The sequence below is a fragment of the Pseudoxanthomonas sp. CF125 genome, from assembly GCF_900104085.1.
Classification (GTDB): Bacteria; Pseudomonadota; Gammaproteobacteria; order Xanthomonadales; family Xanthomonadaceae; genus Pseudoxanthomonas_A.
In genome coordinates this window covers 1,301,200-1,315,109 of the sequence record NZ_FNLD01000001.1, presented here as the reverse complement: position 1 = coordinate 1,315,109, position 13,910 = coordinate 1,301,200, and the positions used below count along the sequence as shown (strand labels likewise).

The 13,910-nt window shown below is 64.3% G+C and carries 9 protein-coding genes and 1 tRNA gene; 7 read left to right on the top strand and 3 right to left on the bottom strand.

All coding sequences use genetic code 11. The annotated features are described in order from the left end of the window. Positions 1-17: 17 nt before the first annotated feature. From dapD to asnB, 4 genes are all read left to right on the top strand, one after another. Positions 18-869, top strand: a complete 852-nt coding sequence (dapD, locus tag BLR66_RS05905; RefSeq protein ID WP_343123915.1) for a 2,3,4,5-tetrahydropyridine-2,6-dicarboxylate N-succinyltransferase — start codon at positions 18-20, stop codon at positions 867-869. A 128-nt stretch (positions 870-997) separates the two neighbouring features. After that, a complete protein-coding gene (locus tag BLR66_RS05900) occupies positions 998-1,357 on the top strand; it encodes an arsenate reductase (RefSeq protein ID WP_093281200.1) in 360 nt (119 codons plus the stop codon). Next, a complete protein-coding gene (gene dapE, locus BLR66_RS05895; protein WP_093281195.1) occupies positions 1,354-2,484 on the top strand; it encodes a succinyl-diaminopimelate desuccinylase in 1,131 nt (376 codons plus the stop codon). Before BLR66_RS05900 ends, dapE begins: the two co-directional genes overlap by 4 nt. 465 nt (positions 2,485-2,949) lie before the next feature. After that, complete coding sequence (gene asnB / locus BLR66_RS05890; protein WP_093281190.1) at positions 2,950-4,638, top strand: asparagine synthase B; 1,689 nt, start codon at positions 2,950-2,952, stop codon at positions 4,636-4,638. A gap of 132 nt (positions 4,639-4,770) precedes the next feature. Here the strand turns inward: asnB and BLR66_RS05885 are convergent, their stop codons facing one another. Continuing rightward, positions 4,771-7,161: a penicillin acylase family protein gene (locus BLR66_RS05885; protein WP_093281185.1), complete on the bottom strand. Its 2,391-nt coding sequence runs from the start codon at positions 7,159-7,161 to the stop codon at positions 4,771-4,773. 142 nt (positions 7,162-7,303) lie between these two features. Between BLR66_RS05885 and bfr the strand changes: the two genes are divergently transcribed. Further along, positions 7,304-7,786: a bacterioferritin gene (gene bfr / locus BLR66_RS05880; protein ID WP_093281180.1), complete on the top strand. Its 483-nt coding sequence runs from the start codon at positions 7,304-7,306 to the stop codon at positions 7,784-7,786. Positions 7,787-7,946: 160 nt separating this feature from the next. On the opposite strand, the gene parC is transcribed toward bfr, so the two are convergent. Next, positions 7,947-10,193 (bottom strand): DNA topoisomerase IV subunit A, encoded by a 2,247-nt coding sequence (gene parC / locus BLR66_RS05875; protein ID WP_093281175.1) that lies wholly within the window; start codon positions 10,191-10,193, stop codon positions 7,947-7,949. Between the two features lie 110 nt (positions 10,194-10,303). Continuing rightward, positions 10,304-10,390 (bottom strand) — tRNA-Leu (locus tag BLR66_RS05870). Between the two features lie 96 nt (positions 10,391-10,486). Here BLR66_RS05870 and rnr point away from each other — a divergent pair. Together rnr and rlmB are read left to right on the top strand one after the other, a co-directional pair. Beyond that, entirely contained in the window at positions 10,487-12,961 is a 2,475-nt protein-coding gene (gene rnr / locus BLR66_RS05865; RefSeq protein WP_093281171.1) for a ribonuclease R, read from the top strand. 166 nt (positions 12,962-13,127) lie between these two features. Then, entirely contained in the window at positions 13,128-13,871 is a 744-nt protein-coding gene (gene rlmB / locus BLR66_RS05860; RefSeq protein ID WP_093281166.1) for a 23S rRNA (guanosine(2251)-2'-O)-methyltransferase RlmB, read from the top strand. The last annotated feature ends 39 nt before the right edge of the window (positions 13,872-13,910 follow it).

Below are 13,910 nucleotides of genomic sequence, written 5' to 3'. Positions count from 1 at the left end.
GGAAAGATAGGAAACAGATGACCAGCCAGATCCACGACGACGCAGCACTGAAAATCCTCATCGAAGACGCTTTCGAACGGCGCGCCGACCTGGCCGCGGGCGAGATCGAAGCTTCCGTGAAGCCTGCGGTGGAGCGGGTGATCGCCGGTTTGGAATCGGGCGGTTTCCGTGTTGCCGAGCCGGGCGACGGAGGCAAGTGGAAAGTCAACGAATGGCTCAAGAAAGCGGTGCTGCTGTATTTCCGCGTCAACGACATGGCGGTGATCGATTCGCAACCGGCGCCGTTTTGGGACAAGGTCGAGTCGCGTTTTTCGGGTTACGACCAAGCGCGCTTCCGTGAAGCCGGGGTGCGTGTGGTCCCGGGCGCCGTCGCGCGCCGCGGCACGTATTTCGGTAAGGACGTGGTGCTGATGCCCAGTTTCGTCAACATCGGCGCCAGCGTCGGCGAGGGCACCATGGTCGATACCTGGGCCACCGTGGGCTCCTGCGCGCAGATCGGCAAGCATTGCCATCTGTCCGGCGGCGTCGGCATCGGCGGCGTACTGGAACCTTTGCAGGCATCGCCCACCATCATCGAAGACCATTGCTTCGTCGGCGCGCGTTCGGAGGTGGTGGAGGGCGTGGTCGTCGGCCATCACAGCGTGATCGGCATGGGCGTGTTCCTGGGCCAGTCCACGCGGATCTACAACCGCGCTACTCGTGAAGTTTCCTACGGGTATGTGCCGCCGGGAAGCGTGGTGGTGTCCGGTTCGCTGCCAGCGGCGGACGGGTCGCATTCGCTGTATTGCGCGGTGATCGTGAAGCAGGTGGACGCGAAGACGCGGTCGAAGACTTCGATCAACGAGTTGTTGCGCGGGTTGGCGGACTGATTTTTTGCTCGTCATTCCCGCGAAGGCGGGAACCCAGTGACTTCTGCTCCAGTCACGCATACAGCTTGAGTCGCTGGGTCCCCGCCTTCGCGGGGATGACGACGGATAGAACAATAAGAAGACCGGGTATGACTACGCTTTACGGATTGAAAAACTGCGACACCTGCAAGAAAGCCACCAAATGGTTGGACCGCTTCGGCGTGGCGTATTCGTTCATCGACTATCGCGACGAAAAACGTACGCCGGAAACTTTGCTGGAGTGGTCGAAGCAAGCCGGCGGCTGGGATGCGTTGATCAACAAATCCTCGACCACCTGGCGGCAATTGCCTGAAAACCGCAAGACGCCAGGGTCCGACGCCGAATGGAAGCTGCTGCTGAGGGAATACCCGCAGTTGATCCGCCGCCCCGTGGTGGTGACGGACGATGGAGCGATGACGCAGGGCTTCAGCGACAACGGTTTCAAGCAGCGCTTCGGGATCGGAAAATGAGCGATGTCCTTGCGCTGACCAGCGAGTTGATCGGTCGCCGCTCGGTGACGCCGCGTGATGAAGGTTGCCAGGAGTTGATCGCCCAACGATTGCAACGCGCAGGTTTCGATTGCGAACAACTGCGCTTCGGCGAAGTGGACAACCTGTGGGCCACCCACGGCAGCGGCTCGCCGGTGCTGGTGCTGCTTGGCCACACCGACGTGGTGCCGTCCGGGCCGGTCGAAGATTGGGCCAGCGATCCGTTCCAGCCGACGGTCCGCGATGGCGTGCTGTACGGGCGCGGCGCCGCCGACATGAAAGGCAGCGTGGCCGCGTTCGTGATCGCGCTTGAGCAGTTCGTCGCAGCGCATCCGGAACACGCGGGCACGGTCGCGCTGCTGGTCACTTCCGATGAGGAGGGCGATGCCATCGACGGCGTTCGCCGCGTCGCCGACACCTTCCGCGCGCGTGGCCAGGCCATCGACTGGTGCATTACCGGCGAACCGTCCTCGACCCGCAAGCTGGGCGACCTTCTGCGCGTCGGCCGGCGCGGCACGCTGTCGGCCACGCTCACCGTGAAGGGCATCCAGGGTCACGTCGCCTACCCGGACAAGGCGCGCAATCCGATCCACCAGGCCCTGCCGGCACTAGCCGAACTCGCGGCGCGGCGTTGGGACGAGGGATACGAAACCTTCCCGCCCACCAGCCTGCAGATTTCCAACTTCAATGCCGGCACCGGCGCCAACAACGTGATCCCGGGCGAAGCGAAGGTCTTGTTCAACCTGCGCTACAACCCGCACTGGAATGCTGCGCAACTGGAAACCGAGATCGGCGCCGTACTCGGCCGGCATGGGCTCGAATACGAAGCGCACTGGCATCGCGGCGGCGAACCTTTCTATACGCCCGAAGGCCGCTTGCGCGCTGTCGCCAGGGAGGTGTTGGGCGAGTTCGCCGGTGCCGCTCCTGAAGAAAGCACTGCGGGAGGCACTTCGGATGCGCGGTTCATAGCGCCGCTGGGCGCGCAGTGCATCGAGGTCGGCCCGGTCAACGCCAGCATTCATAAGGTGGACGAGAACGTATCGGTCGTCGATCTGGATGCGCTGCCGGGGCTTTACCGGCGGTTGATTGAGAGATTGTTGCTGCCGTAACTAACCCTTCTCCCCTCGGGAGGAGAGCCTGCCCCGTACTTGATACGGGGTGCCCGAAGGGCGGACGCTGCGCAGCAAGCACCCTTGGGGTGTGAGGGTAGGGCGAAGTGAGAATGGTGAAGAACTGTTCCAGTTCCGCGTTCGGCTGGGGCAATTTCACTCCGCCGTACCCTCATCCCAACTTCTCTCAGCCTTGCACACCCTGCGGGCGCAGATGGGAGAGGGGCTAAAAAGCTTGCCAGCGCGCCCTCAAACCGGTTAGTTTCAATCCATGCCCAGCGCTTCCGCCTCCGCCCGCACCAATTCCAACCGCCGCAATAATGCGCGGACGAATAATCGTGCGCGGCCAATGCGGGTCTGCGACTAGGCGAACAGGAACAAGCCGAATCAACAGGAAACCCGCATCGCGAGATGCGGGTTTTTTTCGTTTTACGCCCTTCCAATTTTCATCCCAGGAGCTTCCCCATGTGTTCCATCTTCGGTATTTTCGGCCTGCAATCGGGCGACGACCTGCAGGGCCTGCGACGCCAGTCGCTGGAGCTTTCCCAGCGCCAGCGCCACCGCGGCCCCGACTGGAGCGGCGTGTACACCGACGAAGGCGCGATCCTGGTGCACGAGCGCCTGGCCATCGTCGATCCGGCCGGCGGCTCGCAACCGTTGCGTTCGGCCGATGGCGAACTGGCGCTGGCGGTTAACGGCGAAATCTACAACCATCGCGAACTGAAGAAGGAATTGAAGCAGCCGTACGAATTCCTGACCGGTTCGGATTGCGAAGTGATCAATGCGCTGTACCGAGAGGACGAACCATCGTCTTTTCTCAATCGACTCAACGGCATCTTCGCCTTCGCGTTGTGGGACAAGGTGCGAAAGCGTGCACTGATCGCGCGCGATCCGATGGGCGTCTGTCCGCTGTACTGGGGCCACGACCGCGAAGGGCGGCTATGCGTGGCTTCGGAAATGAAGGCCATCAGCGGCCTCTGCGCCGATGTGGCCCAGTTTCCGCCGGGGCACTACTACGACAATGTGAGCGGCGAACTGGTCAAGTACTACCAGCGCCCCTGGCGGGACTACGACGCGGTCGCCGGCGTGCAGGTGGACAAGCAGGAACTGCGCGAAGCGTTCGAGCGCGCCGTGCATCGCCAGTTGATGACCGACGTGCCCTACGGCGTGCTGTTGTCCGGTGGCCTCGATTCGTCGCTGGTCACTGCAGTGGCTGCGCGCTATGCGCGCCATCGCATCGAGGAGGACGACAAATCGGAAGCCTGGTGGCCACGGTTGCATTCTTTCGCCATCGGCTTGAAGGGTTCTCCCGATCTGGCGGCGGCCGAGGTCGCCGCCAAGGCGCTGGATACCGTGCACCATGGTTTCGAATACACCTTCGAAGAAGGCCTGGACGCGTTGCCTGAAGTGATCCGGCATATCGAAACCTACGACGTGACCACCATCCGTGCTTCGACACCCATGTATCTGCTGGCGCGACGGATCAAGGCGATGGGGGTGAAGATGGTTTTGTCGGGCGAAGGGTCGGACGAGATTTTTGGCGGCTATCTCTATTTCCACAAGGCGCCGAACGGGCGCGAGTTCCATGAAGAACTGGTGCGCAAACTCGATGCGCTCTACAACTACGACTGCCTGCGCGCCAACAAGTCGATGATGGCCTGGGGCGTGGAGCCGCGGGTACCGTTCCTGGATGTCGAATTCATGGAAGTGGCGATGAAGATGGACGCCAAGTACAAAATGATCGACAAGAGCTCGAAGGGCCACGAGCGCATGGAGAAGGGAATCCTGCGGGCGGCGTTCGAAGGCTATCTGCCCGATTCCATCCTCTGGCGGCAAAAAGAGCAGTTCAGCGACGGCGTGGGCTATGGCTGGATCGATGGATTGAAAGCGCATGCCGAAGCGCAAGTCAGCGATCGCGAACTGGCGGCGGCGGCGAAACGGTTCCCGATCAATTCGCCGCTGACCAAGGAGGCTTATTACTACCGCAGTCTGTTCGAGGAGTTCTATCCCAGTCCGGCAGCCGCGGAAACGGTGCCGGGCGGCAAGTCGATCGCGTGTTCGTCGCCGGCGGCGATCGCGTGGGATGCGAGTTTCGCTAGCGCGGCGGATCCGTCTGGCCGGGCGATTGCGGGGGTGCATAACGCGGCGTTGTGATCTACTGTCCTTCTCCCCTCGGGAGAAGGTGCCCGAAGGGGCGGATGAGGGTACGGCGAAATCCAGAGAGTTCGCCTCTCATGACTTCGCCATACCCACACCCCAACCCCTCTCCCGATGTGAGAGGGGCTTTTATGGCTTCAGCGTCAACGTGTACTCCGCTTTCCCCGGCAAAAACGGCGTCGGCCGTCCGTGCACCCAGTCTTCATGGCCCGCTCCCCAGAACGGCGACAAGGGATTGCCGCTTTGGCCGCCGGGCATGTGGATGATGCCGTCGGCTTCGTGGCCGGGCGAGACCACCATACGCTCGCTGGCACCGAACGAAGGGCCTTGCACGCGCGGCATGGCGCCGTCGCCGTGCAGTTGATCGGCGGGCATGCACAACGCGGGCTTGAGCGGTGCGGGCAGGGCATTGGCCAGCGGATGGCAGATCTTCGCCGTGTTGCGTTCTCCCCAGGTGCGTTGTTCCAGCGCGCCCTGTGCGGACAGATCGTCGCGGACCTGGCGTGCGGCGTCTTCCAGTAACGCTTCCCAGCTGGCGAAGCGGCGCGACAGCAGGTTGGCGGGGCGTTCGGTGAGCAATGGCCAGACCACGCCTTCCAACTGCGGCAGGTCGGGCATGATGAAATCTTCGCCGAGCGCAACCTGGGCAGGCGCGGTCAGGCCATCGGCGATGCGGGCATGCACGGCCAGCCTCCAGGCACGGACGATGCGGTAACTGACCGAATCGGTGCTGGCACGTCCTTCCCAGTGGTCCGCGGCCTTGGCCAGTGCGCTCAGCGCCGACGTTTTGTCGTGCTGGCTCTCTTTCTGCAGCAAGGCCCACCAGCGCTGCAGGAATACCGCGCGGTCGTCCAGCTGGATCGCCAGCAGATCTTTTTCGGTGAAGCGTTCGCGCGCGAAAAGATCGTCGCGAATTTGCTTGGCTCGCGCACCCAACGCATAACCGCCGTCGCCGGCGAGCTTGAGGCCCGCGTCGTCCATGGTGCGGTTGTTGGCGGTCCACAGGCGGTTGGAAGGCGGATCAATCAGGCGCGGAGAGGCGGTGGCGTCCGTCGTCCACGGCGAGCAAGTGGCTGGCGCGTCGGCACCGGCAGCAGCAGGCGTGCCGGGAATGGCAAGGTGTTGTTCGGGAGTCGTCGCCAGACAGCCGGGATCGCGTTTCGGGAATCCGCCGATCACCCGCCACCCGATATTGCCGCCGGAATCGGCCACGGTGAAATTCTGCGCCGGGATGCCCGCAACATCGGCCACGGCAAAGGCGCCGGCGACATCGCGGGCGACGGCGAGATCGGTGAACGAAACTCGCAGCGATCCAGGCAGCTGCGGCGTCCAGCGTAGTGCCAGTGCGGTGCCGTTCCTGGACTCGTGCAGGATCGGACCCCATGCGGTCTCGCGCACCACGAAGTCCACTGGCGCCTCACCGGCGACCCTGATGCTTTCGTGGAAATCGGTGCGCTTCAGGCAACCCGAAGCGCGGTCCGGGCACGCGGGCAGTTCCGCCCAGTCGGCCCAGTCGCCGTAGCTGTTGGTGAAACCCCAGGCGATATGGCCGTTGCTGCCGACCACGACCGCCGGAAATCCAGGTAGCGTGAATCCGGAAATATCAACCTTGCCGCCGGGGGCACGCGTATCGGGATACCGCAAGCGCGCACGGAACCAGATGTTGGGCGCGCGCAGGCCAAGGTGCATGTCGTCGGCGACGATGGCGCGGCCATCGACGGTCAGCGTGCCGGTCACGGCCCAGTTGTTGCTGCCTGGGGTGCCTTTTTCGGCCAACGGAGCCAGATCCTTGGTCGCCGGCACGGGCAGCTTGGCCAGATCGACCGCATCGGCCCCGGGCAGTACCGCATTGCCGCGCGGAGCGCCGAACAACGGCGCATCCCATTCGGTGCCATCGTGGGCCAGCAGCGTGTAAAGCGCGGGGGGTACGGTGTTCTTGATTCGCCATAGCGCCAGCTCGCGCGTGTTCTGCGAATCCTGCAGGTCGAAGTACATCGCATAGGCGGTCAGGGCCGAATCGGCCAGTTCCCAGCGCCTGGGCTGCTGGCGCAGCAGCAGGTAGGGCCATGGCCGCGTGCGCAAACCGTCCAGGCCGGCGTTGACGCCGTCGGTATAGGCTTGCAACTGAGCGCGCTTGTTGCCGGCGAAGCCGTCCAGGTCTGCCAGCACCCGCGCACGCATGCGATGTACGCGGCGTTCCTTGTCCAGGTCCAGTGCGATCGGGCCGAACAGTTCCGACAGCTCGCCCGCGGAAGTGCGGCGCATCAGGTCCATCTCGAAATAGCGTTCCTGCGCGTGCACGTAACCGAGCGCGCGCGCCATGTCGGCTTCGTTGGCGGCGTCGATGGTCACCACGCCCAGGGCATCGCGGCTCACCGTGACCGGTGCGGACAAGCCCGGCAGGGCCAGCTCGCCGTCCAGTCTGGGCAGGCTGCCGCGCAGCAGCCACCACCCCGTTCCGACACCTGCGACCACCAGCAACAACAACAGCAGCGCCAGGCGCCTGATCCACTTGAGCATGGTGGGTTCCGGTAAGAGGGCAACGGAGATTGCCGGGCGATTATTCCATGCCGGAGGCGACTGCGGATGCGACTGATTCCGATTGAACCATCGCTTTTCCGGTTGCGGCAAACTCTGCGCCGTCCCCACCCGGAGCGCGCCCGTGAAAGGCCATCCCGAAGTCGTCGAATACCTGAAGCAACTGCTGCGCGGCGAACTCTCCGCCCGCGACCAGTACTTCATCCATTCGCGCCGCTATGAAGACCAGGGCCTGCACGTGCTCTACGAGCGCATCCACCACGAGATGCAGGAAGAGACCGACCACGCCGACGCGCTGCTGCGCCGCATCCTGTTCCTGGAAGGCGATCCGGACATGTCGCCGACGCCGTTCGTGCCCGGCGCGACCGTCGAGGAGATGCTGCGCAAGGACCTGGACCTGGAATATGAAGTGCGCGCCCGCCTGGCCAAGGGCATCGCCCTGTGCGAAACCCACGGCGACTACGTCAGCCGCGCGGTGCTGCTGACGCAGCTCAAGGACACCGAGGAAGACCATGCGCACTGGCTGGAGCAGCAATTGGGCCTGATCAAGCGCTTGGGTATCGAGAATTATCTGTTGACCAAGCTCGGCGAAGGCAAGCCCGAGTAGGTCGGGGCTACGCCCCCGACATCGCTCTGTTGGTGCGCACGCAATGTAGGCTGATTCCGATATCGCGCGCGTCGGGGGCGTAGCCCCGACCTACGTTATTCGACGGCCGCGCCACCATAACGTGTAGCTGCCGGGATGACGAACGCGCCGCAGCGCGGGACTATTGGACGTCGAGTCCATCCACTTTCTGCCATCCTCTAGGCAACAACCCGCCACGAGAAGCGCGCGCACCCACGTATTCATCTAAATCCTTGAACGACAGCGACATCGTGCGCTGTCCGCTCTTCACCAGCAACGTGCTGCCGGGCGATACCGCCGCAACCGCCACCACGCGTTCGGTGCCCAGCTTGGCCTTGGGTATCTCGATGATCTTGTTGCCCTTGCCTTTGTCCAGCTCCGGCAGGTCGGCCAGCGCGAAGGCGAGCAGGTGCCCGGCGCTGGTAACGGCGACGATGCGGTCGGTTTTCGGGTCGGCCGTGTGCGCTGGCTGCAGCACCTTGGCGCCGGCGGACAGATTCAACATCACCTTGCCGGCCTTCTGGCGGCCGGTGAGGTTCTCGAAACGGGTGACGAAGCCGTACCCGTGCGAAGAAGCCAGTACGAAGCGCGCATCGTTGTCGCCGGTGGCCAAGGCCACGAAAGACGCGCCGGAAGCGGGCGAGAAACGGCCGGTCAACGGCTCGCCGTTGCCGCGCGCAGAAGGCAGCGTGTGGGTGGCGGTGGAATAGCTGCGGCCTTCCGAGTCCAGGAACGCTACTTGCTGCGTGCTGCGTCCGCGCACCGCGGCCAGCAGGTTGTCGCCATCGCGGTAGGACATGCCGGCGGCATCCACGTCGTGTCCCTTGGCCGCGCGGATCCAGCCTTTCTCGGACAACACCACGGTCATCGGTTCGCTGGCGACCAGTTCGGTCTCGTCCAGCGCCTGGGCCGCTTCGCGTGCGATCAGCGGAGAGCGGCGCGCATCGCCGAACTTCTTCGCATCGGCCAGCAGTTCGTCCTTGATCAGTTTCTTCAGCTTGGCCTTGGACGCGAGCGTGGAAATCAGCCGGTCGCGTTCGGCGTCCAGTTCGTCCTGTTCGCCGCGGATCTTCATTTCCTCCAGGCGCGCCAGTTGCTTCAGGCGCGTGTCGAGAATGTAATCGGCCTGTTCCTCGCTCAACTCGAAGCGCGCGATCAGGGCGTCGCGGGGTTCGTCCTCGGTGCGGATGATGCGGATCACCTCATCCAGGTTGAGGAAGGCGACTAGCAAGCCTTCCAACAGGTGCAGGCGGCGCTCGACTTTTTCCAGGCGGTGGTTGAGGCGGCGGGTCACCGTGCTGGTGCGGAACTCCAGCCATTCGCCGAGCAGCGTGCGCAAGTTCTTGACCTGCGGCCGGCCGTCCAGCCCGATGATGTTGAGATTGACCCGGTAGCTCTTCTCAAGATCGGTAGTGGCGAACAGGTGGCCCATCAGCTGTTCGGCGTCGACACGATTGGAACGGGTGATCAGCACCACGCGGACCGGGTTGAGGTGGTCGGATTCGTCGCGGATGTCTTCCAGCCACGGCAGTTTCTTGACGCGCATCTGCGCGGCGATCTGTTCGATCACCTTGGACGGCGAGACCTGGTAGGGCAGCGCGTTGATGACGATGTTCTGCCCGCCTTCCTTCTGGAAAGTGGCGCGGGCGCGCACGCTGCCGTTGCCGGTTTCGTAGATCGCGCGCAGGTCGGCGAGCGGGGTGATGATCTCGGCGCTGGTCGGATAGTCGGGGCCGCGCACGTGTTCGCACAGATCGGCGACCGTGGCTTGCGGATCGTCGAGCAGGCGGATGCAGGCGCTGACGATCTCGTTGAGGTTGTGCGGCGGCACGTCGGTGGCCATGCCGACCGCAATGCCGGTGGTGCCGTTCAACAGCAGGTGCGGCAGCCGTGCCGGCATCCAGGTCGGTTCCTGCAGGGTGCCGTCGAAGTTGGGCGTCCAGTCCACCGTACCCTGGCCCAGCTCGCCCAGCAGCACTTCGGCGATGGGGGTCAGTTTGGATTCGGTATAGCGCATGGCCGCGAACGATTTGGGATCGTCGGGCGAGCCGAAGTTGCCCTGGCCCTCGATCAGCGGATAGCGATACGAGAACGGCTGCGCCATCAAAACCAGCGCCTCGTAGCAGGCGCTGTCGCCATGGGGGTGGAACTTGCCGATCACATCGCCCACGGTGCGCGCCGATTTCTTGGGCTTGGCGGTGGCGTTGAGGCCCAGCTCGCTCATCGCGTAGATGATGCGGCGCTGCACCGGCTTCAGGCCGTCGCCGATGAAGGGCAGGGCGCGGTCCAGGACCACGTACATCGAATAGTCCAGGTAGGCGCGTTCGGCGTACTCGCGCAGCGGGATCTGTTCGAAGCCGTGGAAGGTGGGGCGGATGGTCTCTGTCATTGTTCCGTGTGCGTTCGGTGAATCGTGGGTCTCGATTCTAACCGTCGCACCGCGATCCCACGCCTGATAAAGCGAAAACCCCCGCTTGCGCGAGGGTTTTGCTTTTACCTTGGTGCCCAGAAGAGGACTCGAACCTCCACGAAGTTGCCCCCGCTAGCACCTGAAGCTAGTGCGTCTACCAATTCCGCCACCTGGGCAGGTGCAGGGCGCGCATTCTCCGGATTGCGCGGGGCGCTGTCAACGCATGATCCGATGGGCACGGCCCTGATTCAGGCGGGGTGTACCATGGGCCCATGACGAAGAAGCCAACGAAAGGCGGGTCCAAGCCCGCGTCAGGCAAGCCTGGCAAGCCCGATACGCGCGCGAAAAAGACCGGCAGCAGCGGCAAGCAAGCGACCAGATCCAAGCTGCCGCCGTGGATGCCGGACCTGCCCGCCAGCCCGGGCGGCAGCGGCGGCAAGGGTCCGCGCGGTCCCGCCCGTCCGCCGATCTCGCGGCAGCCGCCGCCCCCGCAGCGCGGCAAATTCAGCGATCCGCATGCCGCACGCGAAGCCGAACGCTATGCGGACCCCATCGCCAGCCGTGAGGCCATCCTGGGCGTGCTCAGCGCTGCCGAGGGCCCGCAAACGGCCGAGGACTTGGCCGCCAAGCTCGAACTCACCGCGCCGGACCGCTTCGACGCGCTGGGCAAGCGCCTGGGTGCCATGGTCCGCGACGGTCAGTTGTTGCAGAACCGCCGTGGCGGCTTCGCTCCGGCCAAGCAGATGGATTTGATTCCGGGCGTGGTGATCGCCAATCCCAACGGTTTCGGCTTCCTCAGGCCGGACGAAGGCACCGGCGACGACCTGTTCCTGCCACCCAACGAGATGCGCAAAGTCATGCACGGCGACCGGGCCATGGCCTGCGTCACCGGCATCGACCGCAGCGGCCGCCGTGAAGGCAGCATCGTGGAAGTGCTGGAACGGCGGCTGTCGCGCCTGATCGGCCGTTTCACTCTGGAAGCGGGCATGAGTTACCTGGTTCCCGACGACAAGCGCGTGCAGCGCAATGTGCTGATCCCGCCGGACCAGCGCGGCGACGCGGTGGACGGCCAGTTGGTCGTCGCCGAACTGACTCAGACGCCGGATGCGCGACGTCCGCCGATGGGCCGCATCGTCGCGGTGCTGGGCGACAAGCTGACACCGTCGCTGGTGGTGGAAGCGGCCATTCATGGCCACGAAATCCCGCACGAGTTTCCGCAGGAAGTGCTGGATCAGGCCGCAGCCGTGCCGCTGGTGGTGGAAGAGAAGATGGTGGCCGGGCGCGTGGACCTGCGCGACATGCCGCTGGTGACCATCGACGGCGCCGATGCCAAGGATTTCGACGACGCGGTGTATTGCGAGAGCAATCGCCAGGGGTTGCGCATCAAGAACCGCCAGGGCTACCGCCTGGTGGTCGCCATCGCCGACGTCTCCTACTACGTGCAGCCCGGCACGCCGCTGGATGACGAGGCGCAGAAGCGGGCGACCTCGGTGTACTTCCCCGGCTTCGTGGTGCCGATGCTGCCGGAGACGCTTTCCAACGGCATCTGCTCGCTGAATCCCAAGGTCGACCGCATGTGCTTCGTCTGCGATATGCAGGTGAACAACGAGGGCGAGGTCACCCAGTCCCGGTTCTACGAGGCGGTGATGCGCTCGCACGCGCGCCTGACCTACGACCAGGTGTGGAATGCCGTCGGCGAGAACGACGCAGAGGCGCGCGAGTCCATTGGCGCGCAGCTTCCCCAGGTCGAACGCCTGTACGAGCTTTACCAGCTGCTGGCCAAGGCGCGCGAGAAGCGCGGCGCCATCGAGTTCGAAACCTCCGAAGTGCGTTTCGTGCTGGACAACCGCGGCGAAGTCACCCAGGCCGGCATGCTGCAGCGTAACGACGCGCACAAGCTGATCGAGGAGTGCATGATCGCCGCCAACGTCGAAGCGGCGAAGTATCTGTTGGCCGCCCATATTCCCGCGCCGTACCGCGTGCACGACCGGCCGCCGGAATCCAAGTACGCCGACCTGCTGGAATTCCTGAAGGAATTCAAGCTGAGCCTGCCGCCGTGGGCCAAGGTGCAGCCGCGCGATTTCACCCAGCTGCTGAAAAAGATCCGCGAACGCCCGGACGTGGCGCTGCTGGAATCGGTGGTGCTACGCAGCCAGAGCCTGGCGGTGTACACGCCCGACAACGCGGGCCATTTCGGCCTGGCGCTGGCGGCGTATGCTCACTTCACTTCGCCGATCCGTCGCTATCCCGATCTGCTGGTGCATCGCGCGATCAAGTACGCGCTGAGCGGCGGCAAGCCGGAGAAGTTCCTGTATTCGCAGCACCAGATGGCGGCGCTGTCGCTGCAATGCTCCGAACGCGCGCGCCGCGCCGACGAGGCCGAACGCGAGGTCGATGAACGCTACCGCGCCGCGTGGATGGAGCAGCACGTGGGTGGGCAGTTCGACGGCGTGATCAGCGGGGTGACCAGCTTCGGCCTGTTCGTGGAGTTGAATGAATCCAAGGTCAACGGTCTGGTCCACGTGACCCAGCTGCCGCACGACTATTACCACTTCGATCCGATCCGCAAAACCCTCAGCGGCGAACGCCGCGGCATGGTGTTCCGCCTGGGCGACCAGGTCCGCATCGTGGTGATGAAGGCCAGCCTGGAAGAGCGCAAGATCGACTTCAAGCTGGCCGAGGAGAAGCAGGTACAGGGTTTGCCGCCGCGCGGGCAGCCGGCGAAGCAGAAGAAACAGAAGTACTGACGTTGCTTCTTTCTCCCGCCGGGAGAAGAGCCTGCCCCATACTTGATATGGGGTTGAGGGTACGGCGAAGTCCGCATGTTTGTACTACATGGACTTCGCCGTACCCTCACCCCAACCCCTCTCCCGGTGGGAAAGGGGCTTAAAAGCCAGCATTGACGAGTCTTAGATGAGCAAACAGAACCAATGGATCGCCGGCATCAACGCGGTGGCTTCGGCCATCGAGAACGATGCCGACAACGTGCGGGAAATACTGCTGGAAGCCGGCAGCAAGAACCCGCGCATCACCGAGATCGAAGAGAACGCGCGCCGCAAGGGCATCGAAGTGCGCCGCGTCACCCAGCAGGCGCTGGACGGCGTGGGCGGCTCGGTGCGCCACCAGGGTGCGGTCGCACGCTATGCGGCCGCCAAGACCTGGGACGAGGGCGAGCTGGCGGGACTGATCGAAGCGGCGGAAGGCAAAGCGCTGGTGCTGGTGCTGGATGGCGTGCAGGATCCACACAATCTGGGCGCATGCCTGCGCAGCGCGGCCGCCGCCGGTGCTACCGCAGTAGTGATCCCCAAAGACAAATCAGCGCCGGTGAATGCGACGGTGCGCAAGACTTCGGCCGGCGCAGCGGATCGATTGCCTGTTTTCCCGGTGACCAACCTGGCACGCTGCCTGCGCGATCTGCAGCAACTGGGAGTGTGGATTTACGGATTGGCCGGCGAAGCCGAAGCCTCGCTCTACGACATCGACTTGCGTGGCAACGTGGCGCTGGTGCTGGGCGGCGAGGGCGACGGCATGCGCAGGCTCACCCGCGAACATTGCGACGGGCTGGTGAAGATCCCGATGCCGGGCGATATCGAAAGCCTCAATGTCTCGGTTGCCGCAGGTGTGACCTTGTTCGAAGCGGTGCGTCAGCGCCGATAGGCGCGCACGCCACAGCTCTTCCCACAATCAGAGCGTCCC

What these genes read in the sequence shown, in the direction of transcription:
- dapD (WP_343123915.1), top strand. Translation starts at nt 18, where the DNA reads ATGACCAGCCAGATCCACGACGACGCAGCACTGAAAATCCTCATCGAA.
- BLR66_RS05900 (WP_093281200.1), top strand. Translation starts at nt 998, where the DNA reads ATGACTACGCTTTACGGATTGAAAAACTGCGACACCTGCAAGAAAGCC.
- dapE (WP_093281195.1), top strand. Translation starts at nt 1,354, where the DNA reads ATGAGCGATGTCCTTGCGCTGACCAGCGAGTTGATCGGTCGCCGCTCG.
- asnB (WP_093281190.1), top strand. Translation starts at nt 2,950, where the DNA reads ATGTGTTCCATCTTCGGTATTTTCGGCCTGCAATCGGGCGACGACCTG.
- BLR66_RS05885 (WP_093281185.1), bottom strand. Translation starts at nt 7,161, where the DNA reads ATGCTCAAGTGGATCAGGCGCCTGGCGCTGCTGTTGTTGTTGCTGGTG.
- parC (WP_093281175.1), bottom strand. Translation starts at nt 10,193, where the DNA reads ATGACAGAGACCATCCGCCCCACCTTCCACGGCTTCGAACAGATCCCG.
- rnr (WP_093281171.1), top strand. Translation starts at nt 10,487, where the DNA reads ATGACGAAGAAGCCAACGAAAGGCGGGTCCAAGCCCGCGTCAGGCAAG.
- rlmB (WP_093281166.1), top strand. Translation starts at nt 13,128, where the DNA reads ATGAGCAAACAGAACCAATGGATCGCCGGCATCAACGCGGTGGCTTCG.